At 65.6% G+C, this 23,110-nt stretch carries 22 protein-coding genes; 9 read left to right on the forward strand and 13 right to left on the reverse strand.

Translation table 11 applies throughout. The features are described from left to right. Positions 1 to 73: 73 nt before the first annotated feature. Entirely contained in the window at positions 74 to 532 is a 459-nt protein-coding gene (locus CWS35_RS12625; RefSeq protein ID WP_100952060.1) for a MarR family winged helix-turn-helix transcriptional regulator, read from the reverse strand. An 86-nt stretch (positions 533 to 618) separates the two neighbouring features. Here CWS35_RS12625 and CWS35_RS12630 point away from each other — a divergent pair, with 86 nt between their 5' ends. Together CWS35_RS12630 and CWS35_RS12635 are read left to right on the forward strand one after the other, a co-directional pair. Beyond that, the gene (locus tag CWS35_RS12630) at positions 619 to 2,046 is read left to right on the forward strand and encodes an MFS transporter (RefSeq protein ID WP_100952061.1); all 1,428 of its coding nucleotides are present in this window, start codon (positions 619 to 621) and stop codon (positions 2,044 to 2,046) included. A gap of 177 nt (positions 2,047 to 2,223) precedes the next feature. Next, on the forward strand, positions 2,224 to 3,888 hold the full coding sequence (locus tag CWS35_RS12635; RefSeq protein ID WP_100952062.1) for a mucoidy inhibitor MuiA family protein: 1,665 nt from the start codon (positions 2,224 to 2,226) through the stop codon (positions 3,886 to 3,888). A 69-nt stretch (positions 3,889 to 3,957) separates the two neighbouring features. Here CWS35_RS12635 and CWS35_RS12640 read toward each other — a convergent pair whose 3' ends face one another. The 6 genes from CWS35_RS12640 to hemP form a co-directional block, all read right to left on the reverse strand. Next, entirely contained in the window at positions 3,958 to 4,401 is a 444-nt protein-coding gene (locus CWS35_RS12640) for a hypothetical protein (RefSeq protein WP_100952063.1), read from the reverse strand. A gap of 261 nt (positions 4,402 to 4,662) precedes the next feature. Beyond that, complete coding sequence (locus CWS35_RS12645; RefSeq protein WP_100952064.1) at positions 4,663 to 6,015, reverse strand: esterase-like activity of phytase family protein; 1,353 nt, start codon at positions 6,013 to 6,015, stop codon at positions 4,663 to 4,665. A gap of 108 nt (positions 6,016 to 6,123) precedes the next feature. Beyond that, positions 6,124 to 6,927: a heme ABC transporter ATP-binding protein gene (locus CWS35_RS12650; RefSeq protein WP_100952065.1), complete on the reverse strand. Its 804-nt coding sequence runs from the start codon at positions 6,925 to 6,927 to the stop codon at positions 6,124 to 6,126. Next, positions 6,924 to 8,024, reverse strand: coding sequence for an iron ABC transporter permease (locus CWS35_RS12655; RefSeq protein WP_100952066.1), 1,101 nt, complete (start codon positions 8,022 to 8,024; stop codon positions 6,924 to 6,926). Before CWS35_RS12655 ends, CWS35_RS12650 begins: the two co-directional genes overlap by 4 nt. Then, positions 8,021 to 8,971, reverse strand: coding sequence for a hemin ABC transporter substrate-binding protein (locus CWS35_RS12660; protein ID WP_024582917.1), 951 nt, complete (start codon positions 8,969 to 8,971; stop codon positions 8,021 to 8,023). The genes CWS35_RS12655 and CWS35_RS12660 overlap by 4 nt, the downstream gene beginning before the upstream one ends. 8 nt (positions 8,972 to 8,979) lie before the next feature. Then, the gene (gene hemP, locus CWS35_RS40075) at positions 8,980 to 9,186 is read right to left on the reverse strand and encodes a hemin uptake protein HemP (RefSeq protein WP_024582918.1); all 207 of its coding nucleotides are present in this window, start codon (positions 9,184 to 9,186) and stop codon (positions 8,980 to 8,982) included. 258 nt (positions 9,187 to 9,444) lie between these two features. Between hemP and CWS35_RS12670 the strand changes: the two genes are divergently transcribed. The 6 genes from CWS35_RS12670 to CWS35_RS12695 all read left to right on the forward strand — a co-directional run bounded on the left by CWS35_RS12670 (position 9,445) and on the right by CWS35_RS12695 (position 14,882). Further along, positions 9,445 to 11,790, forward strand: a complete 2,346-nt coding sequence (locus CWS35_RS12670) for a TonB-dependent hemoglobin/transferrin/lactoferrin family receptor (protein ID WP_100952067.1) — start codon at positions 9,445 to 9,447, stop codon at positions 11,788 to 11,790. Positions 11,791 to 11,937: 147 nt separating this feature from the next. Further along, entirely contained in the window at positions 11,938 to 12,273 is a 336-nt protein-coding gene (locus CWS35_RS12675; RefSeq protein WP_024582920.1) for an antibiotic biosynthesis monooxygenase, read from the forward strand. Positions 12,274 to 12,284: 11 nt separating this feature from the next. Beyond that, complete coding sequence (hutX, locus tag CWS35_RS12680) at positions 12,285 to 12,794, forward strand: heme utilization cystosolic carrier protein HutX (protein WP_024582921.1); 510 nt, start codon at positions 12,285 to 12,287, stop codon at positions 12,792 to 12,794. A 58-nt stretch (positions 12,795 to 12,852) separates the two neighbouring features. Beyond that, on the forward strand, positions 12,853 to 13,605 hold the full coding sequence (gene exbB / locus CWS35_RS12685) for a tonB-system energizer ExbB (protein WP_371682869.1): 753 nt from the start codon (positions 12,853 to 12,855) through the stop codon (positions 13,603 to 13,605). 3 nt (positions 13,606 to 13,608) lie between these two features. Further along, positions 13,609 to 14,055: a TonB system transport protein ExbD gene (gene exbD / locus CWS35_RS12690; protein ID WP_024582923.1), complete on the forward strand. Its 447-nt coding sequence runs from the start codon at positions 13,609 to 13,611 to the stop codon at positions 14,053 to 14,055. Positions 14,056 to 14,060: 5 nt separating this feature from the next. Continuing rightward, positions 14,061 to 14,882 (forward strand): energy transducer TonB, encoded by an 822-nt coding sequence (locus CWS35_RS12695; protein ID WP_100956296.1) that lies wholly within the window; start codon positions 14,061 to 14,063, stop codon positions 14,880 to 14,882. Between the two features lie 160 nt (positions 14,883 to 15,042). On the opposite strand, the gene CWS35_RS12700 is transcribed toward CWS35_RS12695, so the two are convergent. The 4 genes from CWS35_RS12700 to CWS35_RS12715 form a co-directional block, all read right to left on the reverse strand. Next, complete coding sequence (locus CWS35_RS12700; protein WP_245439048.1) at positions 15,043 to 15,885, reverse strand: carbohydrate ABC transporter permease; 843 nt, start codon at positions 15,883 to 15,885, stop codon at positions 15,043 to 15,045. Between the two features lie 40 nt (positions 15,886 to 15,925). Further along, the gene (locus CWS35_RS12705) at positions 15,926 to 16,882 is read right to left on the reverse strand and encodes a carbohydrate ABC transporter permease (protein WP_100952070.1); all 957 of its coding nucleotides are present in this window, start codon (positions 16,880 to 16,882) and stop codon (positions 15,926 to 15,928) included. Positions 16,883 to 17,014: 132 nt separating this feature from the next. Next, positions 17,015 to 18,361, reverse strand: a complete 1,347-nt coding sequence (locus CWS35_RS12710) for an ABC transporter substrate-binding protein (protein WP_024582927.1) — start codon at positions 18,359 to 18,361, stop codon at positions 17,015 to 17,017. 145 nt (positions 18,362 to 18,506) lie between these two features. Continuing rightward, positions 18,507 to 19,550, reverse strand: a complete 1,044-nt coding sequence (locus tag CWS35_RS12715) for a C-terminal binding protein (RefSeq protein WP_024582928.1) — start codon at positions 19,548 to 19,550, stop codon at positions 18,507 to 18,509. Positions 19,551 to 19,837: 287 nt separating this feature from the next. Here CWS35_RS12715 and CWS35_RS12720 point away from each other — a divergent pair, with 287 nt between their 5' ends. Continuing rightward, entirely contained in the window at positions 19,838 to 21,523 is a 1,686-nt protein-coding gene (locus CWS35_RS12720) for a methyl-accepting chemotaxis protein (protein ID WP_100952071.1), read from the forward strand. Between the two features lie 68 nt (positions 21,524 to 21,591). On the opposite strand, the gene CWS35_RS12725 is transcribed toward CWS35_RS12720, so the two are convergent. Both CWS35_RS12725 and CWS35_RS12730 read right to left on the reverse strand, forming a co-directional pair. Then, positions 21,592 to 22,569: a tripartite tricarboxylate transporter substrate binding protein gene (locus CWS35_RS12725; RefSeq protein ID WP_100952072.1), complete on the reverse strand. Its 978-nt coding sequence runs from the start codon at positions 22,567 to 22,569 to the stop codon at positions 21,592 to 21,594. A 120-nt stretch (positions 22,570 to 22,689) separates the two neighbouring features. Next, a complete protein-coding gene (locus tag CWS35_RS12730; protein ID WP_024582931.1) occupies positions 22,690 to 23,073 on the reverse strand; it encodes a nuclear transport factor 2 family protein in 384 nt (127 codons plus the stop codon). Between the last annotated feature and the right edge of the window lie 37 nt (positions 23,074 to 23,110).

The raw sequence follows: 23,110 nt of genomic DNA on the forward strand, positions 1-23,110 counted from the left end.
CGCGCATCGACGCGGATCGCATACGAACGAGCGGCCCGGCGGCAATGCCGGGCCGCTTTTCATTTGACGCCCGTCATGACGCCGGCAAATCGGGAGCGCGTTCGCCGAATTCGAGTGCGGCGACCAGTTCGAGCGTCTGCCTGAGATCGGCAGCCTGCCTGGCGCCGAACGCCATCTCGAAGAGGTCCTGCGCCTCGAGCCAGGCGGCCTGCGACTCCGTAAGCCTCGCTTCGCCGCGCTTGGTGAGCCGTACCAGCCGGCTGCGGCGGTCACTCTTGTCGACGGTAACGGTCACCAGGCCGTCGCGCTCGAGCGGTTTCAGGTTGTGATTGAGCGCGGTGCGATCGAGCACCAGCGCCGTGGCCAGTTCTCCCATCGTCGGCGAACCCGACCGTCTGACATAGACCAGGATGGCCCGCTGCGTGCCACGCAGCCCCGACGTCGCGAGGGCCTGGTCGTAGAGCTGCGACACCCGCCGTGTCGCCTTGCGCAATGCCGTGAGGTTGCACCGGGTGGCTTCCGTCTTCGCCATTGGCTGCCTCCAAACTGGACTTGACAGATACATGCATATGCACCTAATGGCAATAGGTGTATATGCACGTATCTGAAGGATGTGTGATGTCGGGTGCCGAAGCGGAGACGATCGGGCTGGCGGTCGGAAGTGCAGCGCGGCCACGGTCCCGCGCGGCGACCCCGCGGCAGGTTCTGGCGATCGTCTCGGTCGGAATCTGCCTGGCAAATCTCGACCTGTTCATCGTCAATGTCGGGCTGCCGAACATCGCTCAGGAATTCCGCGGTGCCTCGCTCGAGGATTTGTCCTGGATCCTCAATGGCTATGCGATCGTCTATGCAGCGCTGCTGGTGTTCTTCGGCAGGCTCGCCGAACGCCACAGCCGCAATCTCAGCTTCCTGCTTGGCGTTGCGCTGTTCACGGCGGCATCGGCGGCGTGCGCGCTGGCGTCCAGTGTCGAGCTCCTGGTCCTCTCCCGCGTGGCACAGGCCGCCGGGGCTGCATTGATGACGCCGACCTCGATCGGCCTGCTGCTGGCCTCGTTTCCGCCCGAGCAGCGCGCCGGCGCGGTGCGCACCTGGACCGCGATCGGCGGCCTTGCCGCGGCGCTCGGGCCGCTCGCCGGCGGCGTGCTGGTTACCTTCGACTGGCGCTGGATCTTCATCGTCAATGTCCCGATCGGCGTGCTCGCGCTGATCATCGGCTGGTTCAAGTTGCCCGAGGTGCCCGGCCACGACGTGCCGCGTCCGAGCTGGTGGGCGGCGCTGCTCGTGACCTGCGGCATCGGCGCGCTGACATTTGCCATCGTGAAGGCGAATGACTGGGGATGGGGTTCGCGCGGCGTCGTGCTCGGCCTCGTCCTCGCAGGGCTCTCGCTCGCGGCCTTCGCGTGGCACTGTCTGCGCTCGAAGAATCCGTTCGTCGATCCCGCACTGTTTGCCGTCAGGCCGTTTACCGGAGCGACGCTGGTCATGGCGCCTTACTCGGCGGCCTTCGGTGCGATGCTGTTGTCGGTGGCGCTGTGGGAGCAAACCGTGTGGGGATGGTCGGCACTAAAGACCGGCCTCGCGATCGCGCCAGGTCCGCTGCTTGTCCCGTTCACATCGCTGTTGTTCGCCGGTCGCCTGATCGCACGCTTCGGTGCGGCCGCCGTGGTGTCCGCCGGCATCTTGTCGTTCGCGGGCGGGCTTGTGATCTGGGCAATGCTGCTCGGCGCGGACCCCAACATGCCTGCCTTCGTGGCCGGTATGATGCTCACGGGTATCGGCGTCGGGCTTACATTTCCGACCCTGATGGGCGTCGGCGCCGGCTCGCTGCCGCCGTCGTCGTTCGCAACCGGCTCCGGCGTCATCAACATGATCCGGCAGGCGGCGCTGGCGATCGGCGTTGCGATCTTTGTCGCGATCCTGGCTACCCCGGCCACGATGACCGAGCGGATCGCGGCGTTTCATCGCGGCTGGTGGATCATGATCGCGATCACCATGGCCGGCTTCGTGCCGAATTACCTGTTCATCTGGCGCAGATCGAACCGCTAACGCCCGAAAGACATCGCCGCGCCATCCGGCCGCCGCGACGGCGCCATCCTCGCGCCGCGGGGAAACCTCAATCGAACCAGTCTCTTCCTTGGTGCGTCTCACCACGAGAAGCGGCGCGCCTGTGCGTTTGGCGCGCCGTTCAACTCGTGCGATGCGGCGTTTTCCCGGAGGGATGTGATGCGAAGGATTGCGAATTGTCTTGTGACCACCAGCCTGGTGCTGGCGGGCGCGCTGGTTGCCGGGCCGCTCCACGCGGCCGATCTCGATACGGCGTCGCAGGTCGACGCCGTCACCGTCTATCCGGACGGCGCGAGCGTCACCCGCGTCATCACGCTGGATCTGCCAGCCGGAGACAACACGCTCATCGCGAAGGATTTCCCGATGGGGCTCGATCCATCCTCGCTGCGGGTCGAGGGCGATGCCGGCGCCAAGCTGACGATCGGCGCCATCGACGCGCGGCCGCCGCGCCTGGTGCCGCCGGCCAACCTGCCCGACATCGACAAGCGGATCGAGGCGCTGAGGGATCAACGCGAGGATTTGCAGGGGATCATCAGTTCGGCCGAGGCGCGGCGCAAATTCGCCGAGCACTTCGCCGAGGCCGCGCCGGTCGGGATCGGCGAGAAGGGCGAGGCACGCCCGGTCAGCGAATGGCGGGCGGCGTTCTCGGCGGTGGCGGATGAAGTCGCAACCGCCGACAGCGCGATCCGCGACGCCACGCGCAAGCAGCGCGACATCGACCGCGAACTGGCGCGCCTGGAAGCCGACCGCGGTGCCAAGCCGCCGAGCCACCTCGAGGTTCGGATCGAGCTTGCCTCCGCCGCAGCTACCAAGGCCACCCTGCGGGTAACCTATGCGGTGCGCAATGCGCGCTGGATGCCGATTTACGACGCCCGTCTCGATACCGGCAGCAAGGACCGCAAGCCTGCGATCGAGCTGGTACGCCGTGCCGAGATCACCCAGTCGACCGGCGAGGACTGGTCGAACGTGGTGCTTGCGGTCTCCACTGTGCGGGTTGCGCGTGGCGGCAATGCGCCCGAGCTCAATTCACTGCTGGTGCAATACCCGCAGCCGCCGCGGCCGCTGCCGTCGGCCAGCACACGGTCGCGTGAGGCTGTGGCGGCTGCGCCGCAGGCCGATATGGTCCAGCAATTCCGCTTCGGCGGCGGGTCGACCTTTGGCGAACAAGAGGCGACGGCGGAAATCGGGGCGTTCCAGGCCACCTTCAAGATCCCCGGTCGCGTCAGCGTTTCAGCCAATGAGGGCACCAAGAGTCTGCGCATCGCAACGGCGACGATCACCCCCGATCTCGCGATTCGCGCCGTCCCCGTGATCGATCCGACCGCGTTCCTGGAAGCGAGCTTCGTGCAGGCCGACGACGCGCCGCTGTTGCCCGGCCAGGTCTCGATCTATCGCGACGGCATTTTTGTCGGCCGCAGCCGGATGGCCACGGCCGCCAAGGACGAGACGGTGCGGCTCGGCTTCGGCGCCGACGACAAGGTCAAGATCGAGCGCACGGTGGTGAAGCGCAACGAAGGCTCCGCCGGGCTGATCGTGACGACGTCGAAGACCGACGAGCGCGCGTTCAAGACCGTTGTGCGCAACGGCCACGACTTCCCGATCAAGGTCGCGATCCTGGATCAGCTTCCGGTCAGCGAGAACGACGATATCGTGGTCGAGATGCTGCCGTCGTCGACGCCTGCGACCACGACCAATCTGCGCGACAAGCGCGGCGTGCTGGAATGGGCATTCGAGGCCAAGGCCGGCGAAGTTCGTGACATCAATTTCGCCTGGCGGATGCGCTGGCCGAAAGACAAGGGCGTCGTGATGGTGCCGGCGGGCTAACGGGGCCGCAGCCTGGCTGTTTGACGGGCGCTCCGCACGCGAACCAGTAGCTTCAGCAGCTAGCGCCGGCTAGAAGCCGGCGTCCTCCTCCAGCCATTGCTGGTTGTCCCAGTGCGCGCGCCGGCCGAGGACGTATTCGCGAACATCGTCCATGAAGCGTACCTTGCTGGCGAGTGCTCCAATGAAAGCGGCGACCGCTGCGATCCAGGGCCACAGATGCGCGAGCAGGGAGGCGGGTATCTGATTGGCAAACCCGGCTTGCAGCGCGCTCACTGCGAAGTACGCCACTCCGGCCCATGCGAGAGCCAAGATCGTTGCCACGGCCTCGTAGCTGGTCTGATGGAGCCGCACCAGCCAGCGCATCAGGCATAGATAGGCAAAGTAGGTGACCACGCCGAGGATGAAGGCAATACATCCCGGCGGAAGGCCCCAGCTTTCATCCCAGGCCTGGTACACGACGAAGCCCGCGGCTATGAGCGCTTCAATGTAGGTCAGGCAAGACTTTTCCATCATGATTTGCCCCAAAGCGATTCAAGTATCCGCCGAGGCTATCATCATCTGGCGCGATGCCAGAAGTGTATTTGTCGGACAACCGCTGGATTGGCGTTGGCTTGATGATCACGAGGGTCGCCGCATATTCACCGTCATGCCCCGCCTCGAGCGGGGCATCCAGTACGCCGCGGCCTTTCCGTTGAAACGCAAAAGCCTATGGAATACTGGGTCGCCCGGTCCAGCCGGGCGACGACATTGTCGTATGCGACGAAAGTGACTGCGTCACTTCGCCTTCAGGAAGTCACCCACTTCGAGCAGCACGAACTCGTTGTCGTCCGCCTTGTTCGGATCGCGGCTCGAGGAGAACGGCAGGTTGTTGTCGTTGCCGACGATGATGTGGGTCTCGTCGACCCGATCGACGTTCTCGATGGTGAAGAACGGGAAGGTGTAGACGCCGTCATTGAGCGGCTTGCGGGCCTTCTTGTTCGGATCGCGGATCTTCATCAGGTCGACATAGGCGATCTTGCGCACCGGCTTGCCGACATTGGCGTCCGACAGCTCGATCTTGTAGACGCGCTTGAACTTGGCGAGATCGGGGAAGCAGTTCTCGCCACGCTGGCCTTGCGGGCAGGCCTTGTCGGCGGTGCCTTCGCCATTGTCGCGCTCGATCACCAGGCCCTGGGTCGGATCGATCATGTTGAAGTCGCCGATCGCATTGCCGTTCTGCTCGAACACATAGTGCCAGTAGCGCCCAGTGAACTTCTCCGCGGCGACGTCGAATTCGAGGATGCGGGAGGCTTCCTTGCCGTCGACCTTCTCCCAGTCCTTCTTGTCGGCGTCCCACAGCGGCCCTTCGAGGAGACCGTACAGGAACTTGCCGTCCTTGGAGGAGGCGAAGCCTTCATAGCCCTTGGAGCGGCGCAGATTGACGTTAGTGTAGCTCGCGCCGGGCGCGCCGGGCGACTGCACCGCCCAGTGATCCGGCGAGCGCACCGGCTTGCCGTCGGCAACCGTCTCGAACACCGCGAGGATCTTGCCGGTCTTGTCCGCCTTGAGGATGTAGGGTCCGAACTCGTCGCCGATCCAGAACGTGTCGTTGATGATCTGGAAGCCCTCGGTGTCGAAGTCGGCGCCGGTGAGGTAGCGCTTGGCGGTGTCCTCATGCACGATGCGGAACGGCACCTTCTTGTCGGGATCGTGCAGGAACATGGTCTCCTGGCGCTCGATCTTGCCTGCCGCCCAATCCATCTTGTACCGGTTCAGGTACAGCATCGAGTCCGCCGAGTTGTAGCGCGAGCCCATGCCGTTGTCGGTGAGCACCCAGAACGAACCGTCGGGCATCGTCTTGATGCCGGAATTGCCCTGCAACGGCTGGCCCTTGAACGGCAGCGACACGCCGGTCGGCCGCTCGTAGGACTTGCCCATCACGGTGCCGATGGCGTCGACGCGCTTGCCGGTGGTGTATTTGCCCGAGGTCTTCAGATCGTTCGGAGCGTCGGCGGGGGCCTCGATGAAGCTCTCCGCCGGCATCACGGCGTGTCCCGCCAGCGTCGCCGGGAATTCGCCCTCGCTTTGCGCGAACGCCGATGTGGCGAGCAGCATGGTGGCGACGGAGCAGAGCAGGGACAGACGCATGGTTGATCTCCTCGAGATGAAACGATGCGGTGTTCTCCGAGGCGCCTGTTACAGCCGGCTGACAGTTTTGTGAATCGCCTGTGTTGCGACGGGATAAGGCTTGCGGCCTTACGTCGCTTTGCTGGCCGGCTGCATGGTCTGCGGCAGCAGGAACGGCACGCCGTTATTGGTGTATTCGATCGCGACGTCGATTTCGAAGATCCGCCTCAGCGTGTCGGCCTGCATCGCGGCGGCGCGGTCGCCATCGACCGCAAGCCGGCCGCCATGCAGCAGCAGGATGCGATCGGCGAACCGCATCGCGAGGTTGAGGTCGTGCAGGATCGCGATCACGGCGGTGCCACGTGCGGCACGCCGCCGCGCGGTCTCGACCAGATCGATCTGATGCCGCAGATCGAGGCTCGATGTCGGCTCGTCAAGCAGCAACAGTCCGGGCCCATGCAGTGCCTCGCCGCAGGCGAGCTGCACCAGCACGCGGGCAAAATGCGCGCGCTGCTGCTCGCCGCCGGACAATGTCGGCAATTGCCTGAAACGGAATTGCGCCAGCCCGACCTCGTCCAGCGCCGCCTCGACCAGGCCATGCGCCGTTGCGCGCGGGCTCTCACCCGCGCCCATGGCGACGATCTCCTCGACAGTGAACGGAAAGGTGACGTGGACGTGCTGCGACAGCATCGCACGGTGCCGCGCCAACTCGCGCGGCGCGTAGCCATGCAGGTCGCGCTGCTTCAGCCTGATCGTGCCGTGGGATGGTTTGAGATCGCCCGACAGCATCCGCAACAGCGTCGATTTGCCGGCGCCGTTGGGGCCGACGATCGCCACCATCTCGCCGGCGCCGATTTGCAGCGATACCGCGTCGACCAAGGTGGTGCCGCCGATGGTCATCGAGACCGATTGCGCCTCGAGCAGCGTCGTCATAGCGACACCAGCCCGCGCTGGCGCAGCAGCATGGCAAGGAAGAACGGCGCGCCGATCGCCGCGGTCAGGATGCCGATCGGCATCTCCGCCGGCGCCACGATGGTGCGCGCCACCGTGTCGGCACCGACCAGCAGGATGGCGCCGAGCAGCGCCGATGCCGGCAGCAGCAGGCGATGCGAGGGGCCGATCACCAGCCGCAGCAGATGCGGCACCACGATGCCGACGAAGCCGACCACGCCGCACACCGAGACCGCGACGCCGGTCATCGCCGACACCAGCACGATCGAGATCCGCTTCAGCCGTTCGACATCGACGCCGCTGTGGAACGCCTCGGCCTCGCCGAGCACCAGCACGTCGAGCCCACGGGCGATCGAGACGCAGACGATCAACGCAATCGCCAGCACGGGCGCCAGCGTCGTGAGCTTGCTCCAGGTCGCGCCGCTGAGCGAGCCGAGCAGCCAGAAGGTGATGTCGCGCAGCTGGCGGTCGTCGGCCACGAACACCAGCAGCCCGATGCCGGCATTGGCGATCGCGGCGATCGCAAGCCCGGCGAGCAGGAAGATCGCAATCGACGTGCGGCCGCCGCGGCTGGCGATGGCGTAGAGGACGATGGTCGTGATCAGCGAGCCGGCAAAGGCCGCGATCGGCAGCAGCTGATGTTGCAGGAAACGCAGGCTCTCGCCGAGATGGCTGTCGGTGAACACGATCGCGGTCGCCGCCGCGAACGCACCGCCGGAGGAGACGCCGACCAGCGCGGGGTCGGCGAGGGGATTGCGGAACAGGCCCTGCATGATCGCGCCGGAGACCGCGAGGAGTCCGCCGACCATCGCGGCGGCGGCAATCCGAGGGATGCGGATGGACCATACCACGAGCTGGTCGCGTGCCAGCAGCGGGTTGCCCGCGCTATCCACCCACAGGCCGAGCGCGGCCGGAAGCCGTGCCAGCGGAATGCCGGCGGCCCCGACCGTCAGGGCGACCAGCGCGGTAATCGTGAGCGCCGCCAGCAGGCCAAGCAAAGTGAGTGTCGCCGCCGGCCGCAGCGCCGTGCCGGCGCGCCGTTGTTTCGCAGGGCCGCTGCGCTCGGCCAGCACGCTCATTGCCGGCAGTTCGCGGTCAGCGCCGAAGGCTTGAAGTTTTCGGCTTGCGGGGCCAGCGTCGGATAGAGTTTGACCGAGAGGTCGCGGGCTGCGGCCGCGGTGCGCGGTCCGAAGCCGAGCAGATAAAGTCCTTCCATCGAGATGAAGGCCTTGTTGGCGGCGACCGGCGTCAGCGCGAAGCCCGGATGCGCGAACACCGCCTCTGAGGTCAGCGAGTCCTTGCCGCGATCGATCGACAGCACGACGTCCGGCTTCGCCGCCACGATCGCCTCGTCATTGACCGGCTTGTAGCCGTCATAGCCGTCGATCGCGTTGACGCCGCCGGCGAGCTGGATGATCTCGTCGGCAGCGGTCTTGTGGCCCGCGGCCATCGCCCGGCCGTTCAACAGCGACATCACGAACATCACGCGCACCGGCTTGGTCACCTTGGCGCGCAGCGTGCGCAGTTGCGCAAGGTCGCTCTCGACTGCCGTGGCCAGGCAGGCCGCACGCGGTTCGGCGCCCATGGCATGGCCGACCAGTTTGATCTTCTCGACCAGTCCTGCCTCCGAGAAGGTTTCCGGCACCAGCACCAGCGGCACCTTCGCCGCCTCCAGGACGTCCATGGTTTCCTTCGGCCCGGAGCCCTGCACCGCGAGCACCAGCGACGGATGCAGGCCGAGCACACCCTCGGGCGACAGCTGGCGCATATAGCCGACGTCGGGCTTCTCGCGCAGCGCTGACGGCGGATAGAGGCTGGTGGCATCGACGCCGGCGATGCGATCCTCGAAGCCGAGCGCATAGAGAATTTCGGTGATCGCGCCGCCGATCGAGACGATCCGCGACGGATCGTCGATCACGACGTCGCGGTCGCGCGCGTCGTGCACGGTGATGCCCTCGGCGGTCGCCGCCTGGATCGGCAGCAAGCAGGAGAAGGCGAGCACAGCAAGCGTGCGACAAATTGTCATCGGGGCCGTCACTTGGTCAGGATCAGCTTGTTCTGCGAGGTCAGCCGCAAGCGGTATTGGTCCTCGCCATGCGCGATGATGATCTCGCGTTCGGTCGCGAACAGCTCGCGGCTGTCGAGACGATTTCCCCGCATGACGAGTGTTTTGGCGGTGCCAGAAGCGGAATCGGCTTGCCCGCCGGCCACGCCGATGTTCTCTCCGGAGGTTGCCGCCATTGCCTGATGCTGCGCCTTTCGAAACCGTTGAATGTCGCCTGTCTGTATAAGACGGCCAAGGCGCTTTCCAACGGCCGCACTTTACAATCGATATAAACAGCGCTGCCGCATTCTTGACCGTTTTGTTGCTGGCTCGTAACCAATCGTTGACGCGGTGCGAGCGGGTGGCTTGCAGCGCAATGAAGTTGGTAGCCAGCAAGTCGCTCAACGAGCGCACGCCAGCCAGACCAGAAAAGCGATCATCGGGCTGGGGCTAGTATGGCTGACGGGGCTAGGGTTTCGCGCGCCTTGATTTTAGGCGCGTCGGTGTTTTCATTCGCGGCGGCATTGCCGGAAAGTGGTTTGGCGCAAACCGCCGATGCTTCGGCGCCGCGTCCTTCAACCGAGCGGCCCAAGCAGGCCAAGCGAAAGCCGAAGCCCGCCGCGCAACAACAGGCCGCGGCGCCGGCGATGAACGCGCGCGCGCAGATCGGCGCGGTGCCGGTGCAGTCGCTCGACACCATCACCGCCGTGGCGTCCAAGACCGACGAGCGCGCGATCGATGCGCTGGCTCCGGTCAGCTCCGTCACCCTGGAGAAAATCCAGGGGTTGCAGCCGAACCGGGTGTCGGACATTTTCTACAACGTTCCGGGCGTCTCGTTCCAGGAGCGCGGCGATGACCCTGCGACCGTCATCAACGTCCGTGGCTTGCAGGATTTCGGCCGCGTCGCCGTCGTGGTCGACGGCGCGCGGCAGAACTATCAGCGCACCGGCCACAACGCCAACGGCTCGTTCTTCCTCGATCCTGAGTTGATCGGCGGCGTCGACGTGGTGCGCGGTCCGACCGCGAACATCTACGGCTCCGGCGCGATCGGCGGCGTGGTGTCGTTCCGCACCAAGGACATCGACGATGTGGTGCGCCCCGGCGAGCGCTGGGGCGTCGACATGTCGGGCTCCTACGGCAGCAACAAGGACCGCGGCATGGCCTCGGTGTTCGGCGGCGTGCGCGCCGATCCGAATGTCGACGTGTTCGGCGGCGCCGTCTATCGCACCCAGAGCAACTACAAGGATGGCTCCGGCACCGAGATCGGCAACACCGGCAACGATATCGCGGCCGGCTTGATGAAGGTGACGATCCGCCCGGCCGAAGGCCACGAGTTCAAGATCGGCGGCATCTTCCAGGACTACCAGTACAATATCGGTCAGCAGAACCGCGGCCCGACCACGACGGCGGCGCCGCTGGCGGCGATCGCGGGCTCCTCGGTCTATGCCTCCGACGCCAGGAACTACACCGGCACGCTGAGCTGGAAGTACTCCAAGCCCGACGACATGCTGTTCGACTGGAATATCTCGGTCTACGGCAACCGCACCGACAACGACCAGGTCAAGACCTACAACAACCGCATCACCACGGGTGGCGGCGTGTGTACGCTCGGCAATCCCGGCAACAACATCTCCGGCTGCGTCGGCGACAAGCGTGGCTATTCGCTCGACACCGTCGGCATCGACGTCAACAACACCTCGCGCTTCAATTTTGGCGACTGGCGCAACGCCGTGACCTACGGCTTCGACGCTTTCCGCGACGATGTCGAGACCTTCGATTCCCGCGGCAATTCCAACATCACGACGCCGGGCGGCCAGCGCACGGTGTCCGGCGGCTTCGTGCAGTTGAAGCAGAACTATTCGACCTGGCTCGAGCTCGTCAGCGCCGTCCGCTACGACCACTACGAGCTGACCTCGATCAACACCACGACCAGCGGCGACCGGCTGTCGCCGAAGATCACGCTCGGCGTCACGCCGGTCGCGGGCTTCACGCCCTATGTCAGCTATGCCGAAGGCTATCGCGCGCCGTCGATCACCGAGACCCTGATCGCGGGCGGCCACGCCACTGGCGGCGGGCCGGCGCTGTTCAACTGCCCCGACGGCACCAGCGGGCTGTTCTGCTTCCTGCCCAACGCGGCGCTGCGGCCCGAGGTCGGCAAGAACAAGGAAGCCGGCATCAACCTGAAGTATGACGGCATCTTCACCGCGAGCGATTCGTTCCGCGGCAAGATCAACGTGTTCCAGAACGACGTCGACGGCTATATCGATCTCGTGGCGTCGGCGCCGACCACGACGCCGTTTGGACGCTTCAGCCAGTTCTATCAGTACCAGAACATCGCCCATGCCCGGATCGAAGGCTTCGAAGCCGAGACGATGTATGACGCGGGCGACTGGTTCCTGGGCGTCGCCGGTCATCTGATGCGCGGCCGGAACACCCACACCAATATCGGGCTCGCCACCATCACGCCGCGCAAGGTGACGACGACCGCCGGCGTGCGCCTGCTCGACCGCTCGCTGATCATTGCCGCGCAATGGTCCTCGTTCGGCGCCAACAACGATCTGCCGGCGGGCTATCTGCCGTCGACCGGCTACGAGCTGGTCAATCTCTACCTGACCTGGAACGCCACCAAGGACATCACCTTCACGGCGTCGGTCGACAACCTCTTGAACCAATACTACCGGCCCTACGCGATCCCGGGCTCCTCGACCGACGGCACGACGCAGAACGACGTGCTGTTCTCGAGCCCCGGCCCGGGCACCGTTTACAAGGCCGGACTGAAAATTCACCTTGGTGGAGCGTAACGCGACGAGCCGATCATTCCATCCAGGTTGCTCCGGCCGCGCTGGTGCCCCAGCGCGGCTTTGGCGCGTTCATGATATCAACGAGATCAACCGGCAGGATCCAGGGCATCATCCAAGGCATCCGTCGGCAAACAGGAGAAGGCTTTCATGTTCATCGCAATGAACCGGTTTCAGGTGATCAAGGGCAAGGAGCAGGCGTTCGAGACGGTCTGGAGGACGCGTGAGTCCTATCTCGGCGACCTGCCGGGCTTCGTCGAGTTTCACCTGGTGAAGGGTCCCGAGGCCGAGGACCACACGCTCTATGCGACCCACACCGTGTGGGCCAGCAAGGCGGCGTTCGAGGACTGGACCAAGTCGGATGCGTTCCGCCGCGCCCATGCCCGCGCCGGCAACGAGACCGGCGGCAGCCTCTATCTCGGCCATCCCCGGTTCGAAGGCTTCGAGGTGCTGATCACCGAGCGGGCGAAGAGCGCCGCGGCGTGACGGGGGCGGCCATGCCGAATGCGGATCTCGCCGGGTTGAAGGCCTACATGGCCGACAATCCCGGCGCCGTCATCGAGGATGTCGCGCGCGAGCGCAAGGTGATGCCGCGCGCGGTGATCGAGGCGCTGCCGGAAAGCATGGTGCGGATCGGCGCCGGCGATTTCGCTGCCGCGATGCAGGACATCGCGGAATGGGGCGAGGTCACGTTGATCGTGCACACCGATGACGCGATCTTCGAGTTCACCGGTGCCATCCCGAAGGGGGAGGTCGGCCGCGGCTATTTCAACCTGATGCAGCCGAAGGGCCTGCACGGCCACCTCAGGCACGAGCGCTGCGCGGCGATTGCCTTCGTCGAGCGGCCGTTCATGGGCAAGGTGTCGGCGTTCATCGCCTTCATCAATCTCGACGGCGGCATCATGTTCAAGGTGTTCGTCGGCCGCGACGAGACGCGCGCGCTGCGCGGCGATCAGCTGGTGCGTTTCCATGCGCTGGCGGACCGCCTCGCGCCGCAGGCGGGCTGAGGCGAACGCAGGACGGGAGGCGACCATGGCGTATCGGTGGCTTGGGCGGCGGATCTGGATGGCGGCGACTGCCGGGTTCGGCATGTCGCCGGGAACGGGCCTTGCTGCCACCGACGCTGCGCTGCTGCCGCGCAACCTCTCGCCCTGGGGCATGTTCGAGAGCGCCGACATCGTCGTGAAGGCGGTCATGATCGGGCTCGCCTTCGCCTCGCTGGCGACCTGGACGATCTGGCTCGCCAAGACCATCGAGATCCGCCGCAAGACCGTGCTGGCCAGGCAGCGCATCAGCCTGCTCGAGCGCGACACCCAGCTTGCCGAGGTGGAACTGGCGAGCCGCGACGGCAACGATGCCGTTGCGCAGATCATCCAGTCGGCCTCGCGCGAGGCCACGCTCTCCCGCGGCATGTTCGACGACGGCTTCAAGGAACGCATTGCGCTGCGGCTGGAGCGGGTCGAAGCGGCGATGTCGCGGCAGATCGCGCGCGGCACCGGCGTGCTCGCGACGATCGGCGCCACTGCGCCGTTCGTCGGCCTGTTCGGCACGGTGTGGGGCATCATGAACGCCTTCATCGGCATCTCCGAGGCGCACACCACCAATCTCGCCGTGGTCGCGCCTGGTATCGCCGAGGCGCTGCTCGCAACCGCGCTCGGGCTCGTTGCCGCGATCCCGGCCGTCGTGATCTACAATCATTTGACCCGCTCGATCGCGGGCTACCGCGCGCTGCTCGGCGACGCCTCCGTCATGGTGAAGCTGCTGGTGAGCCGCGAAGGCGATCGCAGCCTGTTCCGGCTGGCGCGCGCCGCGGAGTGAGAGATGGGCGTCAAGCTTGGCACGGGCGGTGCGTTCGGTAGCCGGCGTCGCGGCGACGACGACCTTGTCGAGGCGCATGAGATCAACGTCACGCCGTTCATCGACGTGATGCTGGTGCTGCTGATCATCTTCATGGTGGCGGCGCCGCTCGCCACCGTCGATCTCGGCGTCGATCTGCCGGCCTCGACCGCCGAGCCGCAGCCGCGGCCGGACAAGCCGGTGTTCGTCACCGTGAAGCCGGATCTGTCGGTCGCGGTCGGCGAGGACGTCATCGCGCGCGATACGCTGACGTCGGCGCTCGACGGCGCCACGCAAGGCAAGAAGGACGAACGTATCTTCCTGCGCGCCGACAAGGCGGTCAGTTACGGCGACCTGATGGAGGTGATGAACCTCTTGCGTAACGCCGGCTACCTCAAGGTGGCGCTGGTCGGCCTCGACGGACGAAGTTGATCAAGATGAATGCCTATGCGCTGCATGATTCCCGCGGTGACATCTGGCTGAGACGCTGGGGTCTGTCGGCGACCGCGATCCTGGCGGCGCACGCGGCGATGATCGCGCTCGGCATGAGCTGGGTCGCGTTGCCGCCGCCGGGCGTCGCAGTGCCGGCAGTGCTGGTCGACCTGACGCCGATCACGTCAGCGCCGGAGATTTCCAAGACCGAGCTGCCGCCGGGTCCTGCGATGCAGGAGGCCGATGCCGCGCCGCCCGAGCCTGCCGCCGCGCAGGCCGTGCACGAGGAGATCGCGCCGACGCCGTTGCAGGAAAAGGCCGAGGTCGCCGCGCCGCCGGAGCAGAAGCCGCAGGTCACGCCGCCGAAACCCGAGCCCACCAAGGTCGTGCCTGAGCACAAGACCGAGCCCGTCAAGCCGAAGGTGGTGCGTCGGGACGCGAAGAAGCCGTCCGAGGCGACACCGGCACCGCGCACCAGTGCGCCGAGCCGTGCCGAGCGTCAGGCGCCGGCGGCGTCCGCGATCAGCGCGGGTGCCGCGGCATCGGCGATCGCGGCCTACAACGCGCGGGTCCGCGCGCATCTGTTGCGCTTCCATTCTTATCCAGCCGGCGGCAACGGCCAGCGCGGCGTGGTCCGGCTGGTGTTCACGCTCGGCCGCGGCGGGCAGGTGCTGTCGAGCCATCTCGGCGGCTCCTCCGGCAATCCGACTTTCGACGCGCGGGCGCTGGCGATGATCCGCCAGGCCCAGCCGTTCCCGGCGTTTCCTCCCGAGGTCACGCAGGGCTCGATGGGCTTCTCCGTGCCGGTCGCGTTCGTGCCGCGATGACGTCTGAGCTGCTAAGTCCATCCCCGTCATCCTGAGGCGCGAGCCCTTGCGAGCCTCGAAGGATGCACGGCCCTGCTGGTGGCCGTCGACCCTTCGAGACGCGCGTCGCGCTCCTCAGGGTGACGGAGATGGAGTGAGGTTGTTTCGTTCCGAAGCCTACCTACTCCTTCACCGCGCCGGTCAGCGACGACACGTAATAGTCGACGAACAGCGAGTAGAACAGCGCGACCGGCAGCGAGCCGAGCAGCGAGCCGGCCATCAGCGCGCCCCATTGGTAGACGTCGCCGGTGACGAGCTCGGTCAGGATCGCGACCGGCACCGTCTTGTTGGCGCCGCTCTGGATGAAGGCGAGCGCATAGATGAACTCGTTCCAGGACAGCGTGAAGGAGAAGATGCCGGCCGAGATCAGGCCAGGCACCGCCAGCGGCAGCGTGATCCGCCACAGGATCTGCAACCGGGTCGCGCCGTCGACCAGCGCGCATTCCTCGAGCTCGTAGGGGATCGACTTGAAATAGCCGATCAGGAGCCAGGTGCAGAACGGCACCAGGAAGGTCGGATAGACCAGGATCAATGCCAGCGGCGAATCGAACAGGCCGATCTGCACGATCACGGTGGCGAGCGGAATGAACAGGATCGACGGCGGCACCAGATAGGCGAGGTAGATGCCGAGCCCGACATAGGGGCTGCCGCGGAAGCGCAGCCGCTCGATCGCATAGGCGGCGAGCGTCGAGGCGAACAGCGACAGGAAGGTCGAGCCGATCGCGACCATCATGGTGGTCTTCAGCCAGCGCGGATACTCGGTGTCGAACAGCAGGTGCTTGACATGCGCGAGCGTCGGCGAGGTGATCCAGAACGGGTTGTGCTCCTTGTAATTCAGGAGCTCCGCGTTCGGCTTGAACGACGTGATCGCCATCCAGTAGAACGGAAACAGCAGGATCAGGATGAAGCAGGCGAGCGGCAGATAGATCATCACCATGCGCCGGGCGCCGGAGTCCCACGACATCGTGTCCGGCGCGGCGCGGGCGACGTTGGAAGCTGCGACGTCAGTCATTGGCTTCTCCCTGCTGCCATTTGCGTCGCGCGAGGCCGAAATAGCTGAACAAGGTCGCGAACACCAGGAACGGGATCATCGAGACCGCGATCGCCGCACCTTCGCCGAGCTCGCCGCCGGCGATGCCGCGCTGGAACGCCAGCGTCGCCAAGAGATGCGTCGAGTTGACCGGGCCGCCGCGGGTGATGGCGTAGACCAGCTGGAAATCGGTGAAGGTGAAGATGATCGAGAACGTCATCACGATCGCGAGAATCGGCATCATCATCGGGAAGGTGATGTAGCGGAAGCGCTGCCAGGCGGTGGCGCCGTCGAGCATCGCTGACTCATAGAGCGAGGGCGAGATGGTTTGCAGCCCGGCCAGCAGCGAGATCGCGACGAACGGGATGCCGCGCCAGATATTGGCCGCGATCAGCGAGAACCGTGCCGGCCAGGGCGAGCCGAGGAAATCGACATTGCTGTCGCGCAAGTGCAGCACGTCGACCAGGAGATAGGAGATGATCGAGAATTGCGGATCATAGATCCACCAGAACGCCAGCGCGGACAGCACCGTCGGCACGATCCACGGCAACAGCACGATGGCGCGGACCAGGCTCTTGAACGGGAAATGGTTGTTGAGCAGCAGCGCCAGCCAGAAGCCGAGCGCGAACTTTCCGAAGGTCGCGACCGCGGTGTAGAACACCGAGTAGAACACCGCGTTCCACCACAGCGGATCCTTGAGCAGGTACTGGAAGTTCTCGAGCCCGATATAGACGCCGCGCTGGCCGATCGTGGTGTCGGTGAAGGCGAGCCAGATGCCGAGGCCGAGCGGATAGGTGAGGAATACCAGCAGCAGGCCGATCGCGGGCGCAAGGCACATCACGATCAGGAACGGCTTGTAGTCGAACAGGCGCGCGAGCCAGCCCGGTTGCCGGAGCGCCGCGCCGCGCGATGGGAGGGTCGTGACAGACATTGAATGCTCGTCTTCTCGTCATTGCGAGGAACGAAGCGACGAAGCAATCCAGCTCTCGTCTATGGCGCTATGGATTGCTTCGCTTCGCTCGCAACGACGGCTGATTTGAGTTTCGCAGTTCAATGATCGCCGTTACCGGTTCTGCCGCCGGAAGTACCGCTTGGCGCGCTGCTCGGCCTCCGCGGCGGCTGCCTCGGGCGTGGCCGCGTCGGTTGCGACCGAGGCGCACATCTGCACCAGCACGTAGTCGGCGTTGACGGCGCCGGTCGCGGTCGAGATCGGCCCCTTGTAGCCGTTGTAGTAGGGGCTCCTCATGGTGTCCTTGAAGATCGCGACCTTGGGATCGCCCGACCACACCGCAGCGTCGGCATAGGCGGCGAGTGGTTGCGACCAGTAGCCGGAATTGGCGTTGAGCCACGGCTCGTACTGCTCCTTCTCCAGCATGAATTGCAGGAACGCCTTCGCCGCATTGGGATAGGCGCTGTGCTTGAACACCATCGCATTCAGGGTCAGGCCCGACATCGGCGAGGTCGATGCCAGCCCCTTGGGCAGGAGCTGATGCTCGGTGTCGTCGGCGATCGCCTTGGTCGCGGGATCGTTCTTCAGCGAGAAGTACAGCGAAACGCCATTGGCGGTCAGGCCGATCTCCTGCGACGAGTAGGCGCGGTTGTTGGAGACGTCGTTCCACGACGGCGTGCCGGCGATGAAGGTCGGATAGAGCTCCTTCAGGTATTTCAGCGCGGCGATCGTCTCCTTGCTGTTGATGATGATATTGCCTTCCTCGTCCAGCAGCGCGGCGTTGTGCGACCACAACAGCCAGTTGGCGAAGCCATTGCCGTCGCCGACGGCGTTGCCGAGGGCAAAGCCCGCCGGCTTGCCGGCCGCCTTCAGCTTCTTGTAGAGTTCGAGGATGCCGGCATGGTCTTCCGGCACCTTGTCGAAGCCGGCCGCATTGACCAGCGACTTGCGGTACACCAGCGGGCCGCCGGAGGCGCCGAACGGCAGGCCGATCCAGCTCTTCGATTTCGAGCGCATGCCATAGCGTTTTGCGAGCGCGAGCCAGCCGCCGTAGCGCTTGTCGAGATAATCGGCGACGTCGGTCAGCTCGATCAGCTTGTCGATATAGATGTGCGGCGCATCGCCGAAGCCGATGATGATGTCGGGACCTGCGCCGGAGTTCGAGGTCACCGCGGTCTGCTGGTTGATGTCCTCCCAGCCGACGAAGTCGACCTTAATCTCGACGCCGGTCTTGTCGGTGAATTTCTTGGCATTGGCGCGGAACACGTCCTCGTCGGCCTGGACGAAGCGCACCGGCCGCAGCATGCGCAGGGTCGCGCCCTTCTCGATCGGCAGCGACGGCGCCGCGACGTCGGCCGCCTTGACCTTCGACGCGTCCTGCGCCGAAGCACCGGTGATTGCCAGCGCCGCCGCGGAAGCTCCCAGCGCCAGCGCGTCGCGACGCGTGACCTCATACGTCATGTCGTTTGCACTCCCTGCTTTGTCTGTTCTTATCGTTCCTTCCCGGCGTTGGTCGCCGGTGAAGGCCTTGTCGTCTCGGTGCACCCGCCGCGCGAAGGACCCATCTCGTCAGCGAGACGGGCCTTCGCGTGAAGCGCGCTGCCGTCTAGCTGTTCGGACCGCGATCCATGCTGACAGGCTGCCAGCGGCGCAACGCGGTGTTTTGCAGCACCGACGGGTTGACGCAGCTTACCGGCCACATGCCTTGCAGCACTAGTGACAATTCGTAGCCCACGCGACGCTTGCGCGCCTCGTCAAAACGTGCCGATGCCGAGGCGACGTGGGCGGTCAAGGTAACATTGTCCATCCCGAGCATCGGGTTGTTGTGCGACGGCGGTTCCTTCTCCAGCACGTCGAGCGCGGCGTGGGCGATCCAGCCCTCTTGCAGCGCCTTGATCAGCGATTCCTCGTCGACGGTGGCGCCGCGGCCGGTGTTGATGAAGACTGCCGATTTTTTCATCTGACGAAAATGCTTCTCGGTCAGCATGTGGTGCACTTCGGGCCGCGCCGGGGCATGCATCGAGACGAAATCGGATTGCGCCAGCACCTCCGACAGCGTCGAGGGGATCACGCCATGGTCGTACATCAGCGTTTCCTGGATGAAGGGATCGTAGGCCATCATCCTGAGGCCGAACGGCGCGGCGCGCTTGGCGACCGCGCGGGCGACCCGGCCGAACGAGATGAAGCCGAGCGTCTGGCCCATCAGCCGCGGAATCTTCAAGAGCGCCGGGCGGCCTTCGGCCCAGCGGCCGGTGCGCACCATCTTGTCCTGCTCGATCAGGCGGCGGAAGCCTGCGAGCAGCAACATCATGGCGTGGTCGGCGACCTCCTCGATGAAGGTATCGGGGATGTTGGTGACGGGGATGCCGCGAGCGGTCGCCGCCTTGACGTCGACCGAGTCGACGCCGACGCTGCCGAGCGTGATCACCTTGCAGTTCTCCAGCGCGTCGATGACGGCCTTGGTGATCGGCATGCCCTTGGCGTAGATCGCGTCCGCGGTGCGGGCCGCAGCGATGAATTCGGCCTCGTTGGCCGGCGCTTCGACGATCTCGGCGCCGATCGGATCGAGCGCCTCGCGCTCGTAGTCATAGCCGCCGCCGGCGACCGTGAAGCTCGCGCCCTTCGGCGTGACCACTCTGAATTTCGACATTGTCTGCTCCCGATGTGAGGCTTCTGTTCTTGCTTCTTGCTGGTTTGTTTCTTGCTGGTTTGTTTCTTGATCTTGTTGCTTGCGGGAGCGCGGCTCGCATCGCCGCTTTTCCCTGTATTTGTACGCGGGCTGAGCTGTCCTCCCCACAATTGCCGGTCGGTCCGGGGCCCGATTCTCCGGGCTTCTACGGGGAACCTCCGTAACCATCAGGTAAAGGGTCTCACATTACGGTGAGCGGAATCAATCCGCCAATCGCGTCGCGTTCCCCGCCTCTCCTGGAGATCCCCGTGAAGCTGTCAAATCTGAAGATCACCCCCAAGCTCGGCATTCTGGTGGGGGTGACCCTCCTTGGCCTGTGCGCGGCCGGCATCCTCGCCGGTCACCTGATGCAGCGTGAGATGACGAATTCGCGCATCGACCAGGCCAAGGCCATCGTCGAGATGGCGAAGAACATGGCGGCAAGCCTCAAGAAGGAAGTCGACGCCGGCAAGATGACCAAGGAGGCCGCGCTCGCCGAGTTCGGCAAGCGCGCCAACGCGATGACTTACGACAACGGGGCCGGCTACCTGTTCGGCACGGATTACAATGGCATCACGGTGCTGGCGCCGGATCCGAAGCAGGTCGGAACCAACCGGATGGATGTCGTGACCAATGGCCGCAAGCTGTCGTGGGAGTTGATGAACGGCGTGAAGGCCAATGGCGAGATCCTGCTGTTCTATGATTACGTGAAGCCCGGCCAGGAGACGCCGATCCGCAAGCTCGGCTATGCCGTCGCGGTTCCCGGCTTCGACATGTATGTCGGCACCGGCGCCTATCTCGACGACATCGACGCCAAGATGCGGCCGATCGCATGGCTGCTCGGCCTTGCGACCCTCGGCATCGGCATCGTGTCGAGCTCGGTGGCATGGCTGATCGGCCGCAGCATCTCCCGACCGCTCGATCTGCTCGGCGCGCGCATGCGCGACATCGCCGACGGCAAGCTCGACGGCGACATCCCGGGCGTCGGCCGCGGTGACGAGGTCGGCGGCATGGCGGCGACCGTGCAGATCTTCAAGGACAATGCGATCCGCATCCGCGGGCTCGAGCAGGCCGAGGCCGAAACGCAGGCCCGTTCCGCATCCGAGCGCCGCAACGCGATGCAGGACCTTGCGAGCGACTTCGAGCGCAGCGTGAACGGCATCGTCCGCACCGTGGCGTCCGCCGCCGCCGGCATGCAGACCACGGCGCAGTCGATGACCGCGACCGCGAGCGATGCCAGCGCACGCGCCGCGACCGTCGGCGCCGCCTCAGACAGCGCTTCCAACAATGTCGGCACCGTCGCCGCGGCGGCCGAGGAGCTGTCGAGCTCGGTTGCCGAGATCGCCCGCCAGGTGGCGCGTTCCAGCGAGGTCGCAAGCCAGGCCGTGGCCGATGCCGAGCGCACCAATGCGACCGTGCAGGCGCTGTCCACCGGCGCCGAGAAGATCGGCGAGGTGGTCAAGCTGATCCACTCGATCGCGGCTCAGACCAACCTGCTGGCGCTCAACGCCACCATCGAAGCGGCGCGGGCCGGCGAATCCGGCCGCGGCTTCGCGGTGGTCGCATCCGAGGTGAAGGCGCTGGCCAACCAGACCGCGAAGGCCACCGAGGAGATTTCGGCACAGGTCGCCGCGATGCAGGCCTCCACCGGCGAGGCCGTGACCTCGATCGGCGGCATCACCACGACGATCGCACAGATGAGCGAGATCACCGCCTCGATCTCGACCGCGATCGACCAGCAGGGCGATGCGACGCGCGAAATCGCCCGCAACATCCAGCAGGTCGCGGCCGGCTCCAGCGAGATCTCCGCCCATATCGGCGGCGTCACCACCGCGGCGGCCGCCACCGGCACCGCGGCCGGCGACGTGCTGTCGAATGCGCGCGAGCTCGACACCCAGTCCGGCATGCTGCGCAATGCGGTGGACGAATTCCTGGAGAAGGTGCGCGCGGCGTAACGCCGGCGCGATCAATCGAAACCGTCATGATGCCCGGGCCTGGCCCGGGCATTCGCGTTTCGATCCGTCTACTGCTTCTCGATCCCGGCGTCGGCGATCAGCCTTTCCCACAGCACGAGCTGCTCCTTGAGGAAGGCATCGAACTCCTCGGGCGTGCCGGAAAATGCTTCCATGCCGCGTTCGGCGAGCTGGCTCTTGATGTCGGGCCGCTCGACGATCTTGCGGATCTCCGCATTCAGCCTGGCGACGACATCCTTCGGCATGTTGGCGGGCCCGAGATAGCCTTGCCAGGAGGTGATGTCGAAACCCTTGACGGTGTCGTCCATCGTCGGCAGGTCCGGAAGCAGCGCGGACTTTCGCTTGGTGGTGACGGCGAGCGGTTTCAGCGTCTTGGCATTGACGTGCGGCAACCCGGTCGGGACGTCGATGAACATCATCGAGATGCGGCCGGCGATGACATCCGTCAGTGCCGGCGGCGAGCTCTTGTAGGGCACATGCAGCAGGTCGATGCCGGCGAGGCGGGCGAAGGTCGCTCCGGAGACGCTCGCCGATGACGAGCCGCTGGCATAGGAGTATTTGCCCGGCTCCTTCTTGGCGAGCGCGATCAGCTCGGCGACCGAGTTCGCCGGGATATCCGGATGGATCACCAGCATGAAGGGCAGGTCGCCGGTGCGCGCGATCGGCGTGAAATCCTTGATCGGATCGTAATTCATGATCTTGAGCAGATACGGATTGGCCGAGTGGGTGGTGTTGGTGGTGACGAACAGGGTGTAGCCGTCGGCGGCGGAGCGGGCGACATAGTTCGCCGCGATCGAGCCGTTGGCGCCCGCGCGGTTGTCGATCACCATGCCGACGCCGAGTGCCACCCCGAGCTCTTTGGAAATCAGGCGGGTCGTGGTGTCGGTGCCGCTGCCAGCGGCGAATGGCAGCACCAGCGTGACGTTGCGGGTGGGATAAGGTGCCTCGGCAGCCGCAATCCCGGAAAGCGGCATGAGCATTGCCGCAGCGGCGACTGCTCGCCAACATCGTTTCAATCGCGCAATCATATCGTCGTTCCCCCGCGTCGGGCCTGGGCCGGCCCGCGGGCGGGAACCTAGCTCGCCCACCACGGCCGCGGAAGCCGTGGTGGGAGCAGCTTATCGCCGCACGCGCCTGGCGAGGGATGGTTACGATCCCGCCGCGAAGACCTGCGCGACATGGAATGCCTTGGTGGTGATCAGCCATCTGCCGTCGATCCGGTGAAACACGAGATGGTCGACGAAGCCGGTTTGACCGGCCCGGACGCGCACCTTGGCGATGGCCAGATCGGGCGCGGTCTGGTCGATGCTGATGATGGCTTCCTCGCGCGGCGATTTCATCGATGCCGGCGACGGACGGCTCTGGATGAAGTCGCGGAATTCCGCCGCCGACCGCACCGTGTGCTTGCCGTCCCGGATGCCGTGCACGATGCAGGCGTCGGCGAACACGTCGCGAAACCGGCTGTCGTCGACGTCATACATCAGATTGAAATAGCCATCGATCGCGGATGCGATGGCCTGGATGTCGTTCATTGCAGAATCTCCTTGGGCGATGATGTGGCGCTGACCT

The organism is Bradyrhizobium sp. SK17 (assembly GCF_002831585.1).
GTDB lineage: Bacteria > Pseudomonadota > Alphaproteobacteria > Rhizobiales > Xanthobacteraceae > Bradyrhizobium.

Excerpts from the sequence above, each read along its gene's own strand:
- CWS35_RS12645 (WP_100952064.1), bottom strand. The coding sequence starts at position 6,015 with ATGCGTCTGTCCCTGCTCTGCTCCGTCGCCACCATGCTGCTCGCCACA.
- hemP (WP_024582918.1), bottom strand. The coding sequence starts at position 9,186 with ATGGCGGCAACCTCCGGAGAGAACATCGGCGTGGCCGGCGGGCAAGCC.
- CWS35_RS12700 (WP_245439048.1), bottom strand. The coding sequence starts at position 15,885 with ATGTCGTGGGACTCCGGCGCCCGGCGCATGGTGATGATCTATCTGCCG.
- CWS35_RS12730 (WP_024582931.1), bottom strand. The coding sequence starts at position 23,073 with ATGAACGACATCCAGGCCATCGCATCCGCGATCGATGGCTATTTCAAT.
- exbD (WP_024582923.1), top strand. The coding sequence starts at position 13,609 with ATGGGCGTCAAGCTTGGCACGGGCGGTGCGTTCGGTAGCCGGCGTCGC.
- CWS35_RS12710 (WP_024582927.1), bottom strand. The coding sequence starts at position 18,361 with ATGACGTATGAGGTCACGCGTCGCGACGCGCTGGCGCTGGGAGCTTCC.
- exbB (WP_371682869.1), top strand. The coding sequence starts at position 12,853 with ATGGCGGCGACTGCCGGGTTCGGCATGTCGCCGGGAACGGGCCTTGCT.
- CWS35_RS12630 (WP_100952061.1), top strand. The coding sequence starts at position 619 with ATGTCGGGTGCCGAAGCGGAGACGATCGGGCTGGCGGTCGGAAGTGCA.
- CWS35_RS12705 (WP_100952070.1), bottom strand. The coding sequence starts at position 16,882 with ATGTCTGTCACGACCCTCCCATCGCGCGGCGCGGCGCTCCGGCAACCG.
- CWS35_RS12660 (WP_024582917.1), bottom strand. The coding sequence starts at position 8,971 with ATGACAATTTGTCGCACGCTTGCTGTGCTCGCCTTCTCCTGCTTGCTG.
- CWS35_RS12670 (WP_100952067.1), top strand. The coding sequence starts at position 9,445 with ATGGCTGACGGGGCTAGGGTTTCGCGCGCCTTGATTTTAGGCGCGTCG.
- CWS35_RS12675 (WP_024582920.1), top strand. The coding sequence starts at position 11,938 with ATGTTCATCGCAATGAACCGGTTTCAGGTGATCAAGGGCAAGGAGCAG.
- CWS35_RS12715 (WP_024582928.1), bottom strand. The coding sequence starts at position 19,550 with ATGTCGAAATTCAGAGTGGTCACGCCGAAGGGCGCGAGCTTCACGGTC.
- CWS35_RS12640 (WP_100952063.1), bottom strand. The coding sequence starts at position 4,401 with ATGATGGAAAAGTCTTGCCTGACCTACATTGAAGCGCTCATAGCCGCG.
- CWS35_RS12635 (WP_100952062.1), top strand. The coding sequence starts at position 2,224 with ATGCGAAGGATTGCGAATTGTCTTGTGACCACCAGCCTGGTGCTGGCG.
- CWS35_RS12695 (WP_100956296.1), top strand. The coding sequence starts at position 14,061 with ATGAATGCCTATGCGCTGCATGATTCCCGCGGTGACATCTGGCTGAGA.
- hutX (WP_024582921.1), top strand. The coding sequence starts at position 12,285 with ATGCCGAATGCGGATCTCGCCGGGTTGAAGGCCTACATGGCCGACAAT.
- CWS35_RS12655 (WP_100952066.1), bottom strand. The coding sequence starts at position 8,024 with ATGAGCGTGCTGGCCGAGCGCAGCGGCCCTGCGAAACAACGGCGCGCC.
- CWS35_RS12650 (WP_100952065.1), bottom strand. The coding sequence starts at position 6,927 with ATGACGACGCTGCTCGAGGCGCAATCGGTCTCGATGACCATCGGCGGC.
- CWS35_RS12725 (WP_100952072.1), bottom strand. The coding sequence starts at position 22,569 with ATGATTGCGCGATTGAAACGATGTTGGCGAGCAGTCGCCGCTGCGGCA.
- CWS35_RS12625 (WP_100952060.1), bottom strand. The coding sequence starts at position 532 with ATGGCGAAGACGGAAGCCACCCGGTGCAACCTCACGGCATTGCGCAAG.